Annotated in this window: 19 protein-coding genes and 1 riboswitch; of the genes, 10 read left to right on the top strand and 9 right to left on the bottom strand. The window is 42.5% G+C overall.

Going from position 1 to position 19,629, the window contains the following annotated elements:
• The first annotated feature begins 212 nt into the window (after positions 1 to 212).
• Entirely contained in the window at positions 213 to 1,334 is a 1,122-nt protein-coding gene (ald, locus tag BQ5796_RS11540) for an alanine dehydrogenase (protein WP_071460378.1), read from the top strand.
• Between the two features lie 158 nt (positions 1,335 to 1,492).
• The gene (locus BQ5796_RS11535) at positions 1,493 to 2,425 is read left to right on the top strand and encodes a manganese-dependent inorganic pyrophosphatase (RefSeq protein WP_071460377.1); all 933 of its coding nucleotides are present in this window, start codon (positions 1,493 to 1,495) and stop codon (positions 2,423 to 2,425) included.
• A gap of 52 nt (positions 2,426 to 2,477) precedes the next feature.
• On the opposite strand, the gene BQ5796_RS11530 is transcribed toward BQ5796_RS11535, so the two are convergent.
• From BQ5796_RS11530 to deoR, 5 genes are all read right to left on the bottom strand, one after another.
• Positions 2,478 to 3,098 carry an AmiS/UreI family transporter gene (locus tag BQ5796_RS11530; protein WP_071460376.1) on the bottom strand — a complete coding sequence of 207 codons (621 nt, stop codon included), beginning with the start codon at positions 3,096 to 3,098 and terminating at the stop codon, positions 2,478 to 2,480.
• 91 nt (positions 3,099 to 3,189) lie between these two features.
• Positions 3,190 to 4,371, bottom strand: coding sequence for a NupC/NupG family nucleoside CNT transporter (locus tag BQ5796_RS11525; protein ID WP_071460375.1), 1,182 nt, complete (start codon positions 4,369 to 4,371; stop codon positions 3,190 to 3,192).
• 62 nt (positions 4,372 to 4,433) lie between these two features.
• Positions 4,434 to 4,832, bottom strand: a complete 399-nt coding sequence (locus BQ5796_RS11520) for a cytidine deaminase (protein ID WP_071460374.1) — start codon at positions 4,830 to 4,832, stop codon at positions 4,434 to 4,436.
• A gap of 451 nt (positions 4,833 to 5,283) precedes the next feature.
• Positions 5,284 to 5,958, bottom strand: coding sequence for a deoxyribose-phosphate aldolase (gene deoC, locus BQ5796_RS11515; protein ID WP_071460373.1), 675 nt, complete (start codon positions 5,956 to 5,958; stop codon positions 5,284 to 5,286).
• Between the two features lie 180 nt (positions 5,959 to 6,138).
• Positions 6,139 to 7,083 carry a DNA-binding transcriptional repressor DeoR gene (gene deoR / locus BQ5796_RS11510; protein WP_428839296.1) on the bottom strand — a complete coding sequence of 315 codons (945 nt, stop codon included), beginning with the start codon at positions 7,081 to 7,083 and terminating at the stop codon, positions 6,139 to 6,141.
• A 184-nt stretch (positions 7,084 to 7,267) separates the two neighbouring features.
• Positions 7,268 to 7,313: riboswitch (PreQ1 riboswitch) on the top strand.
• An 88-nt stretch (positions 7,314 to 7,401) separates the two neighbouring features.
• Between deoR and queF the strand changes: the two genes are divergently transcribed.
• The gene (gene queF / locus BQ5796_RS11505; protein WP_071460371.1) at positions 7,402 to 7,899 is read left to right on the top strand and encodes a preQ(1) synthase; all 498 of its coding nucleotides are present in this window, start codon (positions 7,402 to 7,404) and stop codon (positions 7,897 to 7,899) included.
• A gap of 51 nt (positions 7,900 to 7,950) precedes the next feature.
• Here queF and BQ5796_RS11500 read toward each other — a convergent pair whose 3' ends face one another.
• The gene (locus BQ5796_RS11500) at positions 7,951 to 9,048 is read right to left on the bottom strand and encodes a M24 family metallopeptidase (protein WP_071461275.1); all 1,098 of its coding nucleotides are present in this window, start codon (positions 9,046 to 9,048) and stop codon (positions 7,951 to 7,953) included.
• Positions 9,049 to 9,202: 154 nt separating this feature from the next.
• Between BQ5796_RS11500 and BQ5796_RS11495 the strand changes: the two genes are divergently transcribed.
• The 3 genes from BQ5796_RS11495 to BQ5796_RS11485 all read left to right on the top strand — a co-directional run bounded on the left by BQ5796_RS11495 (position 9,203) and on the right by BQ5796_RS11485 (position 11,675).
• Entirely contained in the window at positions 9,203 to 9,883 is a 681-nt protein-coding gene (locus BQ5796_RS11495; RefSeq protein WP_071460370.1) for a metal-dependent hydrolase, read from the top strand.
• A gap of 106 nt (positions 9,884 to 9,989) precedes the next feature.
• On the top strand, positions 9,990 to 10,229 hold the full coding sequence (locus BQ5796_RS11490; protein ID WP_071461274.1) for a hypothetical protein: 240 nt from the start codon (positions 9,990 to 9,992) through the stop codon (positions 10,227 to 10,229).
• A 126-nt stretch (positions 10,230 to 10,355) separates the two neighbouring features.
• Complete coding sequence (locus tag BQ5796_RS11485; protein ID WP_071460369.1) at positions 10,356 to 11,675, top strand: CBS domain-containing protein; 1,320 nt, start codon at positions 10,356 to 10,358, stop codon at positions 11,673 to 11,675.
• A 46-nt stretch (positions 11,676 to 11,721) separates the two neighbouring features.
• Here BQ5796_RS11485 and BQ5796_RS11480 read toward each other — a convergent pair whose 3' ends face one another.
• Positions 11,722 to 12,027: a YtpI family protein gene (locus tag BQ5796_RS11480; protein WP_071460368.1), complete on the bottom strand. Its 306-nt coding sequence runs from the start codon at positions 12,025 to 12,027 to the stop codon at positions 11,722 to 11,724.
• A 99-nt stretch (positions 12,028 to 12,126) separates the two neighbouring features.
• Here BQ5796_RS11480 and BQ5796_RS11475 point away from each other — a divergent pair, with 99 nt between their 5' ends.
• Positions 12,127 to 13,077 carry a DHH family phosphoesterase gene (locus BQ5796_RS11475; protein ID WP_071460367.1) on the top strand — a complete coding sequence of 317 codons (951 nt, stop codon included), beginning with the start codon at positions 12,127 to 12,129 and terminating at the stop codon, positions 13,075 to 13,077.
• Between the two features lie 48 nt (positions 13,078 to 13,125).
• On the opposite strand, the gene ytrI is transcribed toward BQ5796_RS11475, so the two are convergent.
• On the bottom strand, positions 13,126 to 13,629 hold the full coding sequence (gene ytrI / locus BQ5796_RS11470) for a sporulation membrane protein YtrI (RefSeq protein WP_071460366.1): 504 nt from the start codon (positions 13,627 to 13,629) through the stop codon (positions 13,126 to 13,128).
• 1 nt (position 13,630) lies between these two features.
• Positions 13,631 to 13,960, bottom strand: coding sequence for a sporulation membrane protein YtrH (gene ytrH / locus BQ5796_RS11465; protein WP_071460365.1), 330 nt, complete (start codon positions 13,958 to 13,960; stop codon positions 13,631 to 13,633).
• A 167-nt stretch (positions 13,961 to 14,127) separates the two neighbouring features.
• Here ytrH and dnaE point away from each other — a divergent pair, with 167 nt between their 5' ends.
• The 3 genes from dnaE to BQ5796_RS11450 all read left to right on the top strand — a co-directional run bounded on the left by dnaE (position 14,128) and on the right by BQ5796_RS11450 (position 19,453).
• A complete protein-coding gene (gene dnaE / locus BQ5796_RS11460; protein WP_071460364.1) occupies positions 14,128 to 17,463 on the top strand; it encodes a DNA polymerase III subunit alpha in 3,336 nt (1,111 codons plus the stop codon).
• A gap of 121 nt (positions 17,464 to 17,584) precedes the next feature.
• A complete protein-coding gene (gene ystJ / locus BQ5796_RS11455; protein ID WP_071460363.1) occupies positions 17,585 to 18,823 on the top strand; it encodes an NADP-dependent malic enzyme in 1,239 nt (412 codons plus the stop codon).
• Between the two features lie 6 nt (positions 18,824 to 18,829).
• A complete protein-coding gene (locus BQ5796_RS11450) occupies positions 18,830 to 19,453 on the top strand; it encodes a FadR/GntR family transcriptional regulator (RefSeq protein WP_071460362.1) in 624 nt (207 codons plus the stop codon).
• The last annotated feature ends 176 nt before the right edge of the window (positions 19,454 to 19,629 follow it).

Genomic DNA, 19,629 nt, shown 5'->3' with positions numbered 1-19,629 from the left:
TACAAATTGACGAAAAATAAGGACAAGTGAAAAAACAGGCGAAAAGTACATTTATAATGAATTTTTTTGCAATGAACAAAGAAATAATCTAAAATTTTAATTGTTTGCGCTTAGTGGAAAAATGAATATTTTTTCTTCCATTATTCGACGGTTTAGTGTTATAGTGGAATCGGCCACAATTGATTTTCATATTTATATAGGAGGCATGCAAAATGCGTATTGGTGTACCTAAAGAGATAAAGAATAACGAGAACCGTGTCGCGATGACACCGGCCGGAGTAGTAAATTTGCTGAATTTCGGGCATGAAGTATTCATCGAAGATGGTGCGGGAATTGGTTCAGGGTTTACCAATGAGGATTATGTTGCCGCAGGAGCAAAAATTGTTGAAACTGCTTCCGAAGCTTGGTCCCAAGAGATGGTTATGAAAGTGAAAGAGCCTCTTCCTGAGGAATACAGTTACTTCCGTGAAAATCTCATTTTATTTACATATCTCCACCTTGCTCCGGAACCAGAACTAACGAAAGCGCTTATTGACAACAAGGTTGTTGGTATTGCTTATGAAACAGTTCAGACTCCAAATAAAGCGCTTCCACTATTAACGCCAATGAGTGAAGTTGCCGGCAGGATGGCTGTACAAATTGGAGCTCAGTTCCTCGAGAAGGTTTATGGAGGTCAAGGAATTTTGCTATCCGGTATTCCTGGTGTTCAAAGAGGAAAAGTAACAATAATCGGTGGTGGGGTAGCTGGAACGAATGCGGCGAAAATGGCAATCGGACTTGGGGCACAAGTTACGATGATCGATTTAAACCCAGAGCGTCTGCGCCAGCTTGATGATATTTTTGGAAGTGATGTTACAACACTGATGTCAAATCCTTATAATATCGCAGAAGCAGTTAAGGAATCAGATCTCGTTATAGGAGCGGTTCTAATTCCGGGAGCAAGAGCGCCAAAACTTGTCACAGAAGACATGATAAAATCTATGAAGCAAGGCTCAGTGGTTGTTGACATTGCTATCGACCAAGGTGGAATCTTTGAAACTACTGACAGGATTACCACACATGACAATCCTACTTATGAGAAACACGGTGTTGTTCATTATGCTGTTGCAAATATGCCTGGGGCTGTTCCACGGACATCGACAATGGGTCTAACCAACGTAACGGTTCCATATGCTGTGCAGATTGCTAATAAAGGCTTCAAGCAGGCATGCCTTGAAAATGAAGCTCTTTTGAAGGGAATCAACACTCTAAGGGGATTCGTGACATATAAGGCTGTTGCAGAAGATCAAGGTCTTGAATATATGGATGCTCGACAATTGCTGGAGCAAGCTTAATATGCAAAGGGGTGTGGTCGGTAGACTGCACCCTTTTTAGCATATGTGGGCATTTTCCTACAAAGGGTGTAAAATTGTTACGATATGGAGTATATTATTTATGGGTATGCTTGCAAGAAATGTATTCATGCCGATATTAAGAAATTGGGAGTGTCATAATGGAAAAGACATTAATCTTTGGGCACAAAAATCCTGATACGGATTCTATTTGTTCTGCCCTTGCATATGCAAACTTGAAATCAAAGCTTGGAAAGGAAGTAGAGGCGGTAAGGCTTGGCCAAATTAACGAGGAAACGCGCTTTGCCCTTGAATATTTCCAAAGTGCAGAACCACGCCTTGTAAATAAGGTATCAGAAGAAGCCAATGAGGTTATCCTCGTTGATCACAACGAACGTCAGCAAAGTGCTGATGATATTGCTGATGTTAAGATAACTGAAGTGATCGATCACCATCGCGTGGCGAATTTTGAAACAAGCGATCCGTTATACTTTAGAGTGGAACCTGTTGGTTGTACGGCGACCATCCTAAATAAAATGTATAAGGAGAACGGCGTGGAGCTGGATAAGCAGACAGCTGGACTTATGCTATCCGCTATCATTTCTGATTCCTTGTTATTCAAATCGCCGACATGTACAGAAGTGGATGTCAATGCAGCTCGTGAGCTTGCGGAGATTGCTGGAGTGGACGCAGAAAAGTACGGCCTAGACATGCTGAAAGCTGGAGCTGACCTCAGTACAAAAACAGTTCCAGAGCTAATTTCCCTTGATTCGAAAGAATTCCAAATGGGAAGTTTTAAAGTGGAAATCGCACAGGTTAACACGGTAGATGTTAATGAACTGCTTGCGCGCAGGGAAGAACTTGAGGCAGAATTGAACAAGACTATCTCGGCTAAAGGTCTTGACTTATTCGTTTTCATTATCACCGATATTTTGACAAACGATTCCGCTGCCATCGCTCTTGGAACGGCTGCTCCATCTATTGAGGAAGCTTTCCATGTACCGCTTGTTAATAACACAGCTGTATTGCAAGGCGTTGTTTCCCGAAAGAAGCAGGTTGTACCTGTCCTAACAAATGTCCTTGCTGCGAAATAAAATAGAATAGAAAAAGACAGTCGGATTAAGAATCCGGCTGTCTTTTTTCAATCTATGCATTTGCTGGCTCGCTGCCTGTTTCCTTTCCGCGATTCCATTTGTAAGCGGCTATTGTAAAGTAGGAGATGGATATGAGGGCAATTATAATCCAAGTGTTTTTTACCTCAGGCATTTTCCAAACTCCTATCATCGATAAAAGCGAAGGGATGGTCAATGTTAACCACGACTGAATGAAAGCAACCTTCCCGACGTAAGCATCAATTTTCTTGCCAAGCCCCATGGAAAGGAAGAATAAGAACCAGAGGAGTGCCCACATAAGCCACGTTAAAGCACTCACGAAATCTTGAAAATGCACTGCTGCTACAATCGTATAGACAATTGCAATAATTGCTACCCAAAGGGAATACCAACCTAGACCAGTCCCATCAAGCCCCTTTAAAAGGGTAAATCCGACATAAAGATAAGTAAATCCGAATAAAAAAATACAAGCTAGACTATAAATGGTCCAATGCTGCTGATCGGAAACAGCGATGAGGTAAAATGGCACTGCTACTTGTAAAATGCCTGCAAAGATGTTGAACATAGCCACGCTCCTTGCCTCTGCTTTACCAAGCAGCATCAAACTGTTCAGAAACAGTGCTGCGCCAGACATTAATAATCCTGCGTCTCCCATGATGAACGACCTTCCTTTAAAAAAGAAAAAGCAATTCCCGGCACTTTTTAAGGAATTGGGAAATGCTTTTTCCAAATATGTTTGTTGAATATTAAAGCACTATGCTTACGATAATCGCGGACAATACACTTACAAGAGTAGCCCCGTAAAGTAGCTTTAGACCAAATCGGGCAACCACGTTACCTTGTTTTTCATTCAATCCTTTCACGGCGCCGGAAATGATGCCGATAGAGGAGAAGTTAGCGAATGATACAAGGAATACGGAGATGATTCCAAGGGTTCTAGGGCTAAAGGTTTTTGCAGCATCAGCAAGCTGCATCATTGCAACAAATTCGTTTGTTACAAGTTTTGTAGCCATAATTCCGCCGGCTTTTACTGTCTCTGCCATTGGCACACCCATGATAAAGGCGATAGGTGCAAAAATATAGCCAAGAATTTCTTGGAATGAAATTCCGAAAATCATGTCAAAAACACTGTTAATCGCGGCAATCAATGCAACGAAACCGATAAGCATTGCTCCAACGATAATCGCTACTTTAAAACCATCAAGAATATATTCACCAAGCATTTCAAAAAAAGATTGTTTTTCTTCCTCTTGTATGTCAAGAATATCTTCGTTGTCGTCAACAGTATATGGATTGATGACTGAAGCGATGATGAATCCTCCAAATAAATTTAGTACAAGAGCAGTAACGACATACTTTGGTTCCAGCATCGTCATATAAGCACCAACGATGGACATGGAAACAGTGGACATTGCAGATGCGCATAGTGTATAAAGTCGGTGTTCAGGGAGTTTTCCAAGCTGCTTTTTCACAGTAATGAAAACTTCGGACTGGCCAACCATTGCAGAAGCAACAGCGTTATACGACTCGAGTTTTCCCATTCCGTTTATTTTGCTGAGCAATATTCCAATCCCTTTCATAATGAGAGGGAGTATTTTTAAATACTGGAAAATTCCAATCAAAACAGAAATGAAGACGATTGGCAAGAGAACATTCAGGAAGAAAGGCATTGAGCCGTCATTAGCGATGCCTCCGAAAACAAAGTTAACTCCTTCAGCAGCATATTCAAGCAATTTGGTGAACACACCGGCAATCCCTTTGATTAAAATCAATCCGAATTTTGTGTTTAACAGGATATATGCCAGGATAAGCTGCAATACAATCATGATGATAACATGCTTAAACTTTATGTTTTTGCGATCGTTGCTTCCTGCGAGCGCTAGGGCAATTACAACTATAAGTCCCAGAATTGCGATAATGTATTTCATGTATATGCCTCCACATTGGTGTAGTTTTCCGGGGAGCAGCCCGCAGGAGCAGGCTGCTAAGATTATTTATTTAAGTCATCTGACGAGAAATAGCCAGGTAGGATTTCAGCAATAGTTGTTTCCTTAATATCACCATTATTATTAGCAAGAAAAATTTTCGTTTCATTTGTTGCAAATTCCGAGATAACTTGTCGGCATGCTCCGCATGGAGAAATGGGACCTTCGGTATGACCGACTACTGCAATTGCTTTAATTCTCTTCTTACCTTCGGAAACAGCTTTAAAAATGGCCGTGCGTTCTGCACAATTCGTCAGTCCATAAGAAGCATTCTCTATGTTGCAGCCTAAGAAAACGTCGCCGCTCTCCGTGAGCACGGCCGCCCCAACTTTGAAGTTGGAATAAGGAACATATGCCTGTGACTGGGCTTCCACCGCTTTTTCAACGAGCTTCTTTGCATCCATAAGTCATTTCTCCATTCATAGCTAAATTTTTTGGTGCTTTAACATTTAATGGGTGAACGTGTGCGTATATAGCTCTGATGGTTGTATTTCTTTTATCTCAGTCGGAGGACCTCCAGGCCGTACTGCGCTGACCGGGCGCTTTCGCTTTTCATTGTCCAGCTGCAGCGCCCAGCGCCTAACGTCCTTCGGTCTCCTCTCTACGACGAAGCACCGGATGTGCGAGTAAGGCTATGCGCACAGGACGTGCGCGTTTTTAGCGTTGAAAGTCAACATCGATTCGCTCCGCTCATCGTGTTTCCTTTGCCGCGCATTAACGGGCAGTAATTTCTAACTGCCCGTAAAAGCCCGATTGGCTCATCTAGTAACCAGCAAAAAACGCTGGTTAAGATTCGCCTTATCTCAGTCGGAGGACCTCCAGGCCGTATTGCGCTGACCGGGCGCTTTCGCTTTTCTAATAATCAGTGTTGGATTTTAGACCGTTTACAATTGCAACACCTGAGCTTGCACCGATTCTAGTTGCCCCAGCCTCAACCATTGATTGAGCATCTTCAAGGCTTCTGACTCCTCCGGAAGCTTTCACTCCGATTTCAGGTCCAACAGCATTCCGCATAAGCTTAATATCTTCCACTGTTGCTCCGCCTGTGGAGAAGCCTGTAGAAGTCTTGACATAATCAGCACCTGCCTTTACAGCAAGCTCGCAAGCTTTCACTTTTTCCTCCTCTGTCAGGAGGCATGTTTCAATGATGACTTTTGTTAAAGCTTTCCCTTTCGCAGCTTCTGTTACTGCGTGGATATCTCTTTCCACAAGGTCAAAATCTTTTGACTTCATTGCGCCGATATTGATGACCATATCGATTTCTGTAGCGCCATTTTCTATAGCGTTACTTGTTTCAAACGCTTTTACTTCAGGGGTACTAGCACCAAGAGGGAAGCCGATTACTGTACAAACTTTGACATCTTCCGCATCTTTCAAAATACTAGCAGCTGTTTTAACCCATGCTGGATTCACGCAAACGGATGCGAAAGAATATTCCTTTGCCTCTTCGGCAAGTTTGATGATGTCGCTTTCTGTTGCGTTCGCTTTCAAAAGTGTATGATCAATCATACGTGCAAATTTTTCACTCATTATTGATGCAGCTCCTTATAAATTGATAAAAATCCTGAAACGCTTACATTTCAAAAACGTAAATTGTAATTTCTACATTGAACAATATAACAACCCGTTGAACAAATGTAAATATTAAATTGAACTAATGTTAAGTGGAACTATTTTCTTTTTCACATTTTGTTCATAATAAGTTTACCCCTATTTATCAAGAAGGAAACGAGCTGTAAATTGATCAGTAATGAGTACATTTGCGTATCCACCCTTTAATGCACCATAAATTCCTTCTATTTTTTGAGGTCCTCCGCCAACAAGGATGCTGTACTCTTTCTTCTTCAATGCTTCAAGGTCAATTCCAAGCGTCCTATCGTTCAAGGTTTCATTCAAAAGATTTCCCTGTTTATCAAAGAACCTCGAACAAATGTCCCCGGCAGCATGAGAATATATTTCCTTCAGGTCTGCATCCGTAAAGTAACCCAGCCGGAATAGCAGTGATTCTGAACGGATAGTTCCTACCGTGAATAACGCTATGTTTGCTTGTTTTCCAAGGTCTAATACTCTTTTAATGTGTCGATCTGCTTCCATTGCCTGTTTGACAACAAAGTGGTCGACAATTGCTGGAAGGGGCAAGTGGATAGGAGAAGTATTGAACGCTTTTCCAAAAAGATAAAGAATTTCCGAAACATAGGTATTTGTTTCCGAATGACTAATGCCGCCTTTTAGCTGAACGACCTTTACATTATTAACGGGCTTTTGCTGAAGTTCTCTCGCGATATGGTAAAGGGTTGTTCCCCATGTTACGCCAATTGTATCCCCATCCTTCACCATTTCATGAAGGAAGTCAGCAGCCCGCTTTCCGAGGTGATTCTTGATGATTTTGTCTTCATATTGGGGAATAGCGGTTACGATTGCTTTTTTTATTTTGAATTTTTGTTCCAATTCGTTCGTTAGGTTGCTGCTGTGTTCAGCCGGATTGTTAATCCTGATTTCCACAATGCCTTCCGCTTTTGCTGTTTGCAAAAGTCTGGAGACAGTGGGCCTGGAAACCCCGAGAATTGAGGCAATTTCATTCTGATTTTTATCTAGGAGATAATACAATTTTGCGGCTTCTATGACCTTTTTTAATTTCTCGTCCATGTTCACCATCTCTTCTCTTTAAGTGATTTTTACATAATTTCAATTCTGTATGAACGAATGTAAAAACGCTTGCAAAGTTGATTGTAACGTGGAAGTTGTTTTACATCAAGATTTTTTAGTTGGAAAACCTTTTGACGGAAAGCGTTTTTTTTATTATAGTTTCATATGTGTTTGCATTTTAATACCGTGTTTTGCGGGAGAGGTTCATAGCACCACCCTCTATAAAAAACTATGGATATGAAGGTTCATACCATGTCCAGAGGATGTGGTTTTTGTTTTTTTTAGAGGCTGGCTGTCCCGTAAATACGTTAGGGGGAGGAAGCCGATATGGCCGGAAGAACGGAAAAAGAATTAGAGAACATCACATTGCTGGGGAATCAGGGGACAGATTATAGTTTTGCGTATTCGCCACAAGTATTAGAAACCTTTGAGAACAAGCATAAAGACAGGGATTACTTTGTAAAATTTAATTGTCCTGAATTTACAAGTCTTTGTCCGCAGACAGGGCAGCCAGATTTTGCGACAGTTTATATTAGCTATATCCCTGATGTGAAGATGGTGGAAAGTAAGAGTTTAAAGCTGTATCTGTTTAGCTTCCGCAATCATGGTGACTTTCATGAAGATTGCATGAATATCATTATGAATGATCTTATTAAGCTAATGGATCCAAGATATATTGAAGTATGGGGGAAATTTACTCCGCGGGGCGGTATCTCGATAGACCCTTATACAAACTATGGTAAACCAGGGACGAAGTATGAGAAAATGGCGGAATATCGGATGATGAACCATGATTTATATCCGGAAACAGTGGATAATCGCTGATCAATAAAAAAAGCCTCCTATCAGATGTTTGAATAGGAGGCTTTTTGTCATCTATTCTATTGTCAACAGTTCTTTCGGCTGCTTTGTTAAAACTTCCAGTCCGTTTGCAGTTACAACGATATCATCTTCAATTCGGACACCTGCAACTTCTGGAACGTAAATTCCGGGCTCGACAGTAAATACCATGCCTTCCTCAAGAACAAGCGGGTTGGATTCTGTTATCGATGGGTATTCATGTACGCTGATCCCGAGTCCGTGTCCGAGGCGATGAGGGAAGTAATCGCCATATCCGGCTTCAGAAATGACGTTTCGTGCAGCAAGGTCGACAACAGATGCTGCTGTTCCCGGCTTGATCGCTTCCAGTGCTTTCAACTGGCCTTTAAGGACTGTATCATAAATCTCCTTCTGTTTGGAGGAAACTTCTCCGTAAGCGACCGTCCTTGTGATATCGGAGCAATACCCATCTACCACGACTCCCAAGTCAAACAGCACTAAATCCCCTTTCTTAATTTTTGTCAGTCCTGGATTTCCGTGCGGAGAAGCAGCGTTTTTTCCTGTAAGCACCATGGTAGAGAAACTCATCGCTGTAACGCCTTTCTTTTTTAACTCATACTCGATCGCAGCAATGATATCAAGTTCTGTTTTGCCTTCCTTGATCTCTGCCATTCCAGTCTGTACTGCGAAATCAGCAAGCTCGCATGCTTTCCTGATTGTTGCAAGCTCGTTCCTGTCTTTTTTCAGCCTTAGTATCCTTAATTTTTCCTCTGCAGGGATAAAGCTTGCTTCAGGAAAGAGATTTCTCATCCTTTCAAACCGCTCTACACTCATATGTTCTTTTTCGATGGCTATCGTATGTACGGAAGATATCCTGGCAGTAATTGCATCCTTAATTAAATCCCATGGACGGTCTGTGTCAGTATGACCGATGATATCTCCATTCCACCCAGCTTTTTTTGCTTCATCCTTTTCCATTGCAGGACAAACGAGGAAAGCGTCGTTTTCTTTAAAAACGGCGATGCCAAGAAGCCTTTCATGTGGATCACTAAGAAAACCGCTCAGATAAAAAACATTATCTGGATTTGTCACAAAGCATATGTCCACGTTATTTTCCCGCATCCAAAGCGACAGTTTATTCAGCCGATCGTTCAAATTGAAAACCTCCAAACATTTTCTTGCTAGAATGAGCGTAGCAACAATCAAGGAAAATGTAAACTTTTATTCCCCTCCTTTCCGGGTATAAAGGAAGGAAAGCGCGAGGTTTTATCGAAGACTACATTAAATTTAGAAAAAAGGAGAGAGAAGTGTGAAAATATCTTTTCACGGTCACTCAGTAGTAAAAATTATTACGGGAGGGAAAACACTCTTAATCGATCCGTTTATTACTGGAAATAATCTTACAGACCTTGATGCTTCCAGTGAAAGGCCGAATTACATTATCCTGACGCATGCGCATAACGACCATGTTGGAGATACTGTGAAGATTGCCCGGGAAAGTGATGCGCTTGTTATTGCAAATGCGGATCTTGCTACCTATTTAAGTATGCAAGGTGTGCGCACACATGGAATGAACATTGGCGGGGCCTTCCAATTTGATTTCGGGAAAGTGAAGTTTACCCAAGCTTTTCACGGCTCAGGATACGTGACAGATGATAACAAAATCATCTATGGTGGGATGCCGGCAGGTGTTCTTATCTTTGCGGAAGGGAAAACAGTTTACCATGCGGGCGATACCGGCCTTTTCTCTGACATGAAGCTCATCGCTCAAAGGCATCCGATTGATTTAGCATTCTTGCCGATTGGCGATAATTTCACCATGGGACCGGAGGATGCGGCCCTTGCGGCAGAGTTTTTAGAAGCAAAGACAGTTGTACCGATTCATTACAATACATTCCCTCCTATTAAACAGAACCCTGAAACATTCCTTAGCATGCTAAAAGGGAAAAATGGGCGCCTAATGAATCCAGGAGATCATTTTGAGTTATAATCATCGGCTGCGGATATTCCGCAGTTTTTTATTTTCCTATGAAGGTGTTTTTTACAAAAGATATATCATAGAGTATAGAAATATCTTTTTGCCGGAGGCGATATATTTGAGTAAAAATAGGTACTTGCTGTGCTTTCTCCTTTGCGGTCTTCTCTGCTACTACGCATTGCCGTTGCTGCCGCTGAATGCTGCAGGTGCGGGTGGGGCTTTTGCTTTATCTTGGCTGCTGCTTGCCTCGTTTGTAGCAGCTGGAAATCTTTCTGCATTCCTCTATGGGCCAAGGAAGCAAAAACGATTGCTGAAAGATGGTGTGCACCTCCAAAAAAAAGTAAGAGGAAGAGGATAAACGGATTAGAAAGCACTTGAGAGGGAGAAATATGACTGTGATGAATTGAATACATGCTTTATTCACCTTATAATAAAGAGTAGGAATATATTATGTGTCGGAATTCTACTATAAAGGGTGAAAGTCTTGGCAACTAAGCACGAACAAATCTTACAGTACATAGATGAACTCCCAATCGGAGAAAAGATATCAGTTCGCCAAATCGCCAAGGCGATGCATGTGAGCGAAGGGACTGCCTACCGGGCTATCAAGGATGCTGAGGTCAAGGGATATGTCAGTACAATTGAACGCGTAGGAACAATAAGGATTGAAAGAAAAAAGAAAGAGAATATTGAAAAACTTACGTATGCAGAAGTGGTGAACATTGTTGATGGGCAGGTGCTTGGCGGAAGAGCCGGCCTTCATAAGACTTTGAATAAATTTGTAATCGGGGCGATGAAGCTCGAGGCAATGATGAGGTATACAGGGGCCGGAAACTTGCTTATCGTCGGGAATCGTGACCGCGCCCATGAACAGGCGCTGAGGGCCGGAGCAGCTGTTTTGGTGACAGGTGGATTCGACGCTGAGGACCATGTGAAAAAGCTTGCAGACGAGCTGCAGCTTCCTGTCATCTCTACAAGCTATGATACCTTTACTGTTGCAACTATGATAAATAGGGCCATTTACGATCAGTTAATCAAAAAGGAAATCGTGCTCGTGGAAGATATTCTAACCCCTCTCCAGGATACTGTCTACCTCAGGACGGATGATACAGTTGGCGATTGGTTTCGATATAAGGAAGAAACGCTGCATAGCCGTTTCCCTGTTGTGGATCGGAATATGAAGGTACAGGGAATAGTAACGTCGAAAGACATCATGGGAGACGATCCAGGGATTACTATTGAAAAAATCATGACTAAGAATCCGATGACAGTGAGCGAAAAGACAAGTGTTGCCTCCTCTGCACATATGATGGTATGGGAGGGCATAGAGGTACTTCCAGTCGTAGACGAATCTAATAAACTTCAAGGAATGATCAGCAGGCAGGATGTGTTAAAAGCTTTGCAGATGACACAACGTCAGCCTCAGGTCGGAGAAACTATTGATGATACGGTGACAAGCCAATTAGTGTTATCAAAAGGGAAAACGAAAGAAGAAGATATTTTTCGATGCACTGTCACACCGCAGATGACGAACCACTTAGGAACGATATCATACGGTGTGTTCACAACCATTGTCTCTGAGGCAGCCAACCGAGTTTTGAGAGGTTATAAAAAGGGAGACCTAGTCGTTGAGAATATGACAATCTACTTTATCAAGCCTGTCCAAATCGACAGTACGATTGAAATTATTCCGAAGATATTAGAAGTGGGGAGAAAGTTCGGAAAAGTGGATGTCGAGGTATATCATGACGGAACGCTTGTCGGAAAGACGATGATGATGTGTCAGCTGATCGACAGGCATTAAAAAAATAAAAGCCAGTCTATTTAGACCGGCTTTTATGCATTTCTTTTTATAAGGCCCGATTTTTTTCTGCTTCGTCTGCTGCAATCGGCAGGATGTGCCGGTAAGCTTTTATTCCCGCCCAAACATTAAGTCCGCCGAGAAGGATAAAAATGGATGCGATGATATAAGTGACAGTTGTCTGGAAGAGAAACAGTTGGTTCACTCCAAATAAGGCGACGAACAGGCCAAGAGAAATCCCGGATTTAGATCTGAGGAACTGTCTTTCTCCCGGAAGGCTGCTGCGCACAAATTTAATTTTATAGAATACATACATCGAGAATGAAAGTACGATAAACAATACTAATATTGGCATGAAAAAATTCCCCCATCTAAAAATCTCTCTCCATTTTAACGATTTTTTGAAGGAAAAGCCATCATTCTGTTTACAAATAACGACTTGGAGGAACCGAACATGAAGGAAAAAATCTTTGAAGCAATGTTAAAGTATGACACTATCATTATTCACCGCCATGTGCGGCCCGATCCCGATGCTTATGGATCACAAGGCGGACTCGCCGAAATCTTAAAGGAATCCTTCCCGGAAAAAAACATTTATACAGTCGGAACGGAAGAAGAATCCCTTCATTTTTTAAGAAGACTTGATAATATTGATGATGATACGTACAATGGAGCACTAGTCATTGTTTGTGATACTGCTAACGCAGAAAGAATTTGTGACAGGCGTTACGATTTGGGCGAAATGCTTGTAAAGATTGATCACCATCCAAATGAAGATCCATACGGGGATTTAGTCTGGGTGGATACGACTGCAAGCTCCACGAGTGAAATGATTTACGAGTTTTACAAGGAGTTCAATGCCCAGGGTCTACAGTTTTCCGATGAAGCAGCAAGACTTCTCTATGCGGGAATCGTTGGAGATACGGGGCGCTTTTTATTTCCAAGCACAACGGAGAAAACTTTTTCTTATGCGGGGGAGCTGATTCTTTACAACTTTTCGAGAACAGAGGTCTACGATAAAATGTATGAACTTCCTCCACAAGTGGTCAAACTGAACGGTTATGTTTTGCAGAACTTTACCATTCATAAAAACGGGGTGGCCTCGTTGAAGATGACGAAGGAATTGTTGGAGAAATACGGAGTAAGACCTTCACAGGCCTCTCTCCTTGTCAGTGAACTGGGTAATGTGCAAGGAATTAAGGCATGGGTTTTCTTTATTGAAGAGGAAGACCAAATCCGTGTCAGGCTGCGTTCAAAAGGACCTGTTATCAACGGCCTTGCTAGAGAATACAGGGGCGGAGGGCACCCGCTTGCCGCTGGAGCATCCATTCATAGCTGGGAAGAGTCTAATCACGTCATTCGTAGCCTCGAGGAGCTATGCAGAGAATACGCAGTTCGTGATTGATTGAAAGAGAAGAAGCCGCTCCCTGTAAACTTATACAGAAAGCGGTTTCTATTCTTCTAAGTGTATGTCCACTAACACATTCACTGTAGTAAAGAATAACATTGATTTTATTTCGAGCCTGTACCGTTTCCCATTCAGTTTGATCACTTTATTCTCTATCATTTTTCTGATCATGTCCCTGCTTTTATAGACAAAATCTAGATCTTTGGCGATGAACATGCTTAAATCATCTTTTATTTCTTCCTCTGACTCGAAAACGCCAAAACTATCGAGTTCATACTTCTCATAGTTAAGAATTCTTACATTTATTTCTTGAATCTTTAATGCTTCGATGTTTTTTTCGTTCAATTTCCTGTCATCTTCTTGATATATTTTTAATCCGCTTTGCAGTTTCTCGATTGTTTCTGCTTGTTCGGTAATTTTCTTCGACTTTTCTTCCATCCAAACACCATGTATATAAAGAAAGATCATCCAGCTGACAACGCCTCCGATGGCCATTCCAGAAAAGAACCGCTTCCATGAAGGAAGCCGATAGTATGGGGGTATTCTCATACTATCCTTGCTCCAGAGTAATCCATTTTATAATAATAGCTCCAGTCTGAGCACCGCCCATCGCAGAAACAATTAAAAGAAACTGTTTAAAAATATCCTTTGTCTCCCCTTCCAGAAAACCACGTTCGAAGCTGTATACTGTATCAAATGTTCCTCCAATCGCAGCAATGATAGCCCAGATTCGGATGGAGTCGGAGAAACGGGAAATTTCCGTCAGAAGCGGCTGGCCTGTTAAAAAGGAAGCAATGCCGCCCACGAGCGATCCGCCAAGCAGGACACCGAGGGCGATAAAATAACTTTCGAGCAAATGGGCGAAAAACGGTTGGTTCATAACACTATCCCCTTATCCTCTTTTTTCTAACGGATAATTCATTGTATGGACAATAAGGAATATTTATGTTTGTGCATTTTGCAGTTGGAGATGAGAACGTATTTTCTTTTTTCGCAGTATAGCCATATAATGAAACAAGAGAGAAATCTTGAGAGGGTGTGAGCAGAATGCCGTATATCCATCTTCATGTATATAGTGCATACAGCCTGCTGACGAGCACCGCTTCCGTAGAGCAGTTGGTTTCAGAAGCTAAGGCGAAAGGCTATCCTGCACTAGCGCTAACAGACTGTAACAATATGTACGGAGCTGTAAAGTTTTATAAAAAATGTCTTGAACATTCCGTAAAGCCAATTCTTGGTCTTACTGCTGATATACTGCGGAGCAATGAGGAAGAGGAAAATGCCTTTCCGATTGTATTGTTGGCAAAGAACAACACAGGCTTTGGTAATCTGATTAAAATAACAAGTGCCATTAAAACAAAATCACCCCGTGGTATACCTGTAAAATGGCTGAGGCATTATGCTGATGGGCTGTTCGCACTTTCACCTGGCAAGTGCGGGGAAATCGAACACTACGCTTCACTGGGAAAGTACGAACTTGCCAAGGAAGCCGCTTCCCTTTACAAAGAAATCTTTGGTGAAGGTAATTTCTTTATTTCGCTTCAGAATCTAGATGGCCAAGCGGAATGGATGGAAACAATGGCTCAACTTGCTGGCGAATCGGGCATAAGGACAGTTGCTACCAATCCTGTTCTTTATCTCCAACAGGAAGATGCGTTTACGCATGAAGTCCTGCTTGCCATCAAGGCAGGTGCAAAACTTGCACATGATACAAAGGAAACGGGACAGTTTTATTTAAAGTCACCAAAAGAGATGGAAGCACTTTTTTCCCGTTACCCTGATGCACTTCTGAACACGATTAAAATAACGGAAGAATGCAATGTCATGTTAGGTTTAGGAGAAAAACATTTGCCAAAGTATCCTGTTCCAAAAGGAGAGACAGCCGGGGAGCTACTTGAAACGCTTTGCAGGGAGGGGGTAGCCAAACGGTATGGAAATCCCGGGAAAGTACATTTTGGTAGGCTGGATTATGAACTATCCGTCATCCGGTCGATGAATTTCAGCGATTATTTCCTGATTGTTTGGGATTTTATGAAATATGCCCGGGACAAGGGAATTTTGACAGGACCCGGTCGTGGCTCAGCAGCGGGATCCCTCGTGGCATATGTCTTATTCATAACTGACGTCGATCCGATTGAACACAAGCTGCTTTTTGAGCGCTTCCTTAATCCTGAACGGATTACCATGCCGGATATCGATATCGACTTTCCAGATCACCGCCGGGATGAAGTAATTGAATATGTTGCAGATAAATACGGAAAGATGCATGTTGCCCAAATCGTTACTTTTGGTACCCTTGCAGCAAAGGCGGCTGCAAGGGATGCGGGGAGAGCGTTTGGACTTCATCCAACCGAATTGGAGAGACTGTCAAGAGTAATCCCGTCTCGGCCTGGGACGACGTTGCAAATGGCATATAAAGAATCGAAGGGTCTTAGGAGTTTTATAGGTGAAAAAGAAACCTACAGGAAGCTTTACGAAACCGCCCTGAAGATAGAGGGGCTTCCTCGCCATACTTCCACACATGCAGCTGGTGTTGTGATAAGCGAACTTCCTCTTCCTGATGTGATTCCAATACAAAACGGGCATGACGACGTATTGCTTACTCAGTATGACATGGAGGATGTTGAAGAAGCCGGACTGTTAAAAATGGACTTTTTAGGGCTTAGGAATTTGACGCTGCTGGATATGGTTGTTTCTTCTATAGAAAGAAGCACTGGTAAGAAGCTGGATATAAGAAAAATTTCGCTTCATGACAAAGAGACATACAGGCTTTTAGGAAAAGGTGATACGACAGGTATTTTTCAACTTGAATCGGAAGGCATGCGGAAAGTACTAAGAGAGCTTATGCCCTCTCGCTTTGAGGATATTGTAGCTGTAAATGCGCTTTACCGTCCTGGTCCAATGGAAAATATTCCACTATTTATTGAAAGAAAGCACGGTAAGAAGGAGGTAGAATACCCTCATCCGGATTTGAAGGAAATTCTTGAAGATACATACGGTGTTATTGTCTACCAGGAACAAATCATGAGAATTGCTTCCAAAATGGCGGGATTCTCGCTGGGAGAAGCCGACTTGCTTCGCCGTGCAGTCAGCAAAAAGAAAAGGGAAGTGCTCGACAGGGAAAGAGCGCACTTTTTAGAAGGTGCTACGGCTCAAGGCTATGACGACAAAGTGGCAGGGCAAGTATATGATTATATTGTCAGGTTTGCCAACTATGGATTTAACCGCAGTCACGCAGTTGCCTACAGTTTCATATCGTATCAGCTTGCCTATCTGAAGGCGAATTTTCCTTTGCATTTCATGGCTGCGCTCCTGACTTCTGCTGTTGGGAATGCGGAAAGGATTTCGCAATTTGTAAGAGAACTTAAAAGGATGGGCTGTTCTTTGATTCCTCCATCCATCAATAAGAGCGGGTACAGCTTCCTCATAGAGGGGGATAATATCAGGTACAGTCTCGCCGCGATAAAAGGGGTAAGCTCATCCAGTCTCAAAGAAATCTTTAAGGCAAGGAAACATGGGAAGTTTCGGGATCTATTCGATTTTTGTATTCGTGTTCCGCAAAAGGCATGTGGGAGAAAAACATTGGAAGCACTTGTGAACTCCGGAGCTTTTGATGAGTTTGGTCAGGACAGGGCTGTTCTCTTGGCAACATTGGATGTCGCTTGCGAGCATGCTCGCCTAGTAGCTCCAGATGATAGTAAACAAGAAAATCTGTTCCAAGGAGAAGAGTTCAACATAGTTCCAAAGTATGTGAAAGCTGATCCATTGCGGATGGAGGATAAACTCCTTTTGGAAAAAGAGGCATTAGGTCTGTATTTATCGACCCATCCTGTTTCCCTCCATGCTGCTAAGCTCTCTATTGCCCAGGCGATTCCAGCTTCGGAAGGAAAACCTGGCAGGAAAGCAAAAGTAGGGGTCTATATTGTTTCAGTCAAGAAGATACGGACGAAAAAAGGGGAATCTATGGCATTTCTTACTTTGAGCGATGAAGGCGGTGAAACGGAAGCGGTTGTCTTCCCAGAAGTGTATCGGCGTTATAGCAAGGAACTAAACGAAGGCATGATCGTCCTTTTACAAGGGAAATTCGAAGAAAGAGGCGGCAGGATTCAGTTTATCGTTCAGCAATTCCTTGACATAAAGGAAAGCTCTAGCACTGCATCGAAGCTATTCCTGAAGGTGGAAGCTTCACTATCTACGCCTGATAGCCTTCGGGAGCTGAAAAATATTTTAAAGGTTTACCATGGTCCGGTTCCGGTTATTTTGCATTTTGCAGCCCAGGACAGGACAATCCTGCTGCCTGAAGAATACAGCGTCAATGCGAGCCAGCAATGTTTGAAAGAACTGCAAGCGTACCTTGGTGCTAAGCATGTCGTATTGAAATAATAAAGTTTTATAACTCAAATAGATATGTTATATTGATAAGCGGAAGTTTTTGGTCTGACCACTTTTGGAACGCTGTAACAGAATAGTGTTTCCTTTTAAGAAATAAGGAGTGAAATAACCCGTGACATTACGCGAAGAAGCCTTACATATGCATAGGCTCCATAAAGGTAAATTAGAATCCCAATCGAAGGTTTCTGTGAGGAACGCAAAGGATTTAAGCCTCGCCTATTCCCCTGGAGTAGCAGAGCCGTGTAAGGAGATTTATGATAAGCCCGAAACAGTGTATGAATACACAATGAAAGGAAATATGGTCGCGATTGTATCTGACGGAACCGCTGTTCTTGGGCTTGGCAATATTGGTCCAGAAGCAGCTCTCCCTGTAATGGAAGGAAAGGCAGTGCTATTCAAGAGCTTTGCTGGAGTGGATGCTTTTCCAATTTGCCTTAATACAACGGATATTGATAAAATTGTAGAAACTGTAAAATTGCTTGAGCCTACATTCGGTGGTGTGAATTTGGAGGATATCGCTGCCCCAAGCTGCTTCGAGATCGAAGAAAGGCTTAAGAAAGAAACAAATATCCCTGTCTTCCATGATGACCAGCATGGTACTGCCATCGTTACAGTCGCAGGTCTTGTTAACGCCCTGAAGCTTACAGGAAAAAAGATGAATGAAATCAAAGTTGTAGCGAATGGTGCAGGGGCTGCGGGGATTGCAATCATCAAGCTGGTGTACGCTTATGGAGTAAGGGATATCATCATGTGTGACACAAAAGGTGCCATCTATGAAGGACGTCCGAATGGAATGAACAATATAAAGAATGAAGTAGCGAAGTTCACGAACAGGGATAACCTGCAAGGAACATTGGAGGATGCAGTCAAAGGGGCAGATGTTTTCATTGGTGTATCTGCTGCAGGTGCATTGACGGAAGAAATGATTAAAACAATGAATCAGGATCCAATCATTTTTGCAATGGCCAATCCAAATCCTGAAATTATGCCAGCAAATGCTAAAGCAGCTGGAGCAAAGGTCATTGGAACGGGACGTTCGGACTTTCCTAACCAGGTAAACAATGTTCTGGCATTCCCAGGTATTTTCAGAGGAGCGCTTGACGTCCGGGCAACGCACATCAATGAAAAAATGAAGGTAGCAGCTGTAGAAGCGATAGCGGGATTGATTGGTGCGGACGAACTAACAGCAGATTATGTTATTCCAGGACCATTTGATTCGCGTGTAGCTCCCGAAGTGGCTGCTGCAGTAGCACAAGCGGCAATGGAAACTGGCGTTGCCAGAATGAAAGTAGATCCTGAGGAAATTAAAAAGCGTACAAAGAAACTTGCTATTATTGACAAAAGTGAGTGAGATGGTATGATTCCGTCAGATAGGGGAACGAAAGTTTATATTGAAATTGTCAAGCAGCTAAGGTCTATGATTGAAAAGGATGGACTGAAGGCTGGCGATAAAATCCCTTCCGAAAGAGAACTTTCAGAGCGCCTGAACGCTGGGCGCTCCTCTGTCCGGGAGGCCCTAAGGGCGCTTGAACTGCTGGGACTTATTGAAACTAGGCGGGGAGAAGGAACCTTTATACGTGACTTCCATGGGAATCAGCTTGTTCAGTTGTTGGGTACTTTTGTCCTTCAGGATGAAAAAGCTAGAAAAGATGTGGCTGAAACGAAAGTGCTTATTGAAATGAATTGTCTGCTGCTTGCTGCAAAAAAGTGTAGGGGAAAAGGATTTCGGTTAAAGGAATGGGTACAGGCTCAAAGGATGCTAGAAGACGATCGTTTTTTTCAGAAAGTGGCTGAACTAGCTGATAATTACCTTGTTTGCCGGATTTGGCAGATACTAAAGGACTATAATCATTCCCTTCATGTAAAGAAATCTATATTTCCGGCAGAGTGGTATGTTCGCTTGGCAGAAGCCTTGGATGCAGACAGCGAGGATGAAATTCGCTCCGCGTATGATGCTTTGCGGAAATTGTCGGAATACTAACGACACATTATAACAGACAATGTTTTGTTATTGCCTTATAATATAGGACATGCTTCTAAAAAATTATGTTACTTGATTTTGGCAGCCTAGCTCATTTTTTTCGTTTAGTGGTCTGGCCACGCTGGAATTAGTTTGGATATATCATCATATCGTTACTGCGAGATTGAAGGAGGTTT

This window comes from Bacillus massilinigeriensis, from assembly GCF_900111815.1.
Classification (GTDB): domain Bacteria; phylum Bacillota; class Bacilli; order Bacillales; family Cytobacillaceae; genus Mesobacillus_C; species Mesobacillus_C mediterraneensis.
Note: the sequence above shows the minus strand (reverse complement) of the source record. Positions and strands in the feature narration are given on the sequence as shown.

Excerpts from the sequence above, each read along its gene's own strand:
- BQ5796_RS11520 (WP_071460374.1), bottom strand. The coding sequence starts at position 4,832 with ATGGATGCAAAGAAGCTCGTTGAAAAAGCGGTGGAAGCCCAGTCACAG.
- deoR (WP_428839296.1), bottom strand. The coding sequence starts at position 7,083 with ATGGTGAACATGGACGAGAAATTAAAAAAGGTCATAGAAGCCGCAAAA.
- BQ5796_RS11535 (WP_071460377.1), top strand. The coding sequence starts at position 1,493 with ATGGAAAAGACATTAATCTTTGGGCACAAAAATCCTGATACGGATTCT.
- deoC (WP_071460373.1), bottom strand. The coding sequence starts at position 5,958 with ATGAGTGAAAAATTTGCACGTATGATTGATCATACACTTTTGAAAGCG.
- ald (WP_071460378.1), top strand. The coding sequence starts at position 213 with ATGCGTATTGGTGTACCTAAAGAGATAAAGAATAACGAGAACCGTGTC.
- ytrH (WP_071460365.1), bottom strand. The coding sequence starts at position 13,960 with ATGAACCAACCGTTTTTCGCCCATTTGCTCGAAAGTTATTTTATCGCC.
- BQ5796_RS11530 (WP_071460376.1), bottom strand. The coding sequence starts at position 3,098 with ATGGGAGACGCAGGATTATTAATGTCTGGCGCAGCACTGTTTCTGAAC.
- ytrI (WP_071460366.1), bottom strand. The coding sequence starts at position 13,629 with ATGAGAATACCCCCATACTATCGGCTTCCTTCATGGAAGCGGTTCTTT.
- dnaE (WP_071460364.1), top strand. The coding sequence starts at position 14,128 with ATGCCGTATATCCATCTTCATGTATATAGTGCATACAGCCTGCTGACG.
- BQ5796_RS11450 (WP_071460362.1), top strand. The coding sequence starts at position 18,830 with ATGATTCCGTCAGATAGGGGAACGAAAGTTTATATTGAAATTGTCAAG.
- queF (WP_071460371.1), top strand. The coding sequence starts at position 7,402 with ATGGCCGGAAGAACGGAAAAAGAATTAGAGAACATCACATTGCTGGGG.
- BQ5796_RS11525 (WP_071460375.1), bottom strand. The coding sequence starts at position 4,371 with ATGAAATACATTATCGCAATTCTGGGACTTATAGTTGTAATTGCCCTA.
- BQ5796_RS11480 (WP_071460368.1), bottom strand. The coding sequence starts at position 12,027 with ATGCCAATATTAGTATTGTTTATCGTACTTTCATTCTCGATGTATGTA.
- BQ5796_RS11475 (WP_071460367.1), top strand. The coding sequence starts at position 12,127 with ATGAAGGAAAAAATCTTTGAAGCAATGTTAAAGTATGACACTATCATT.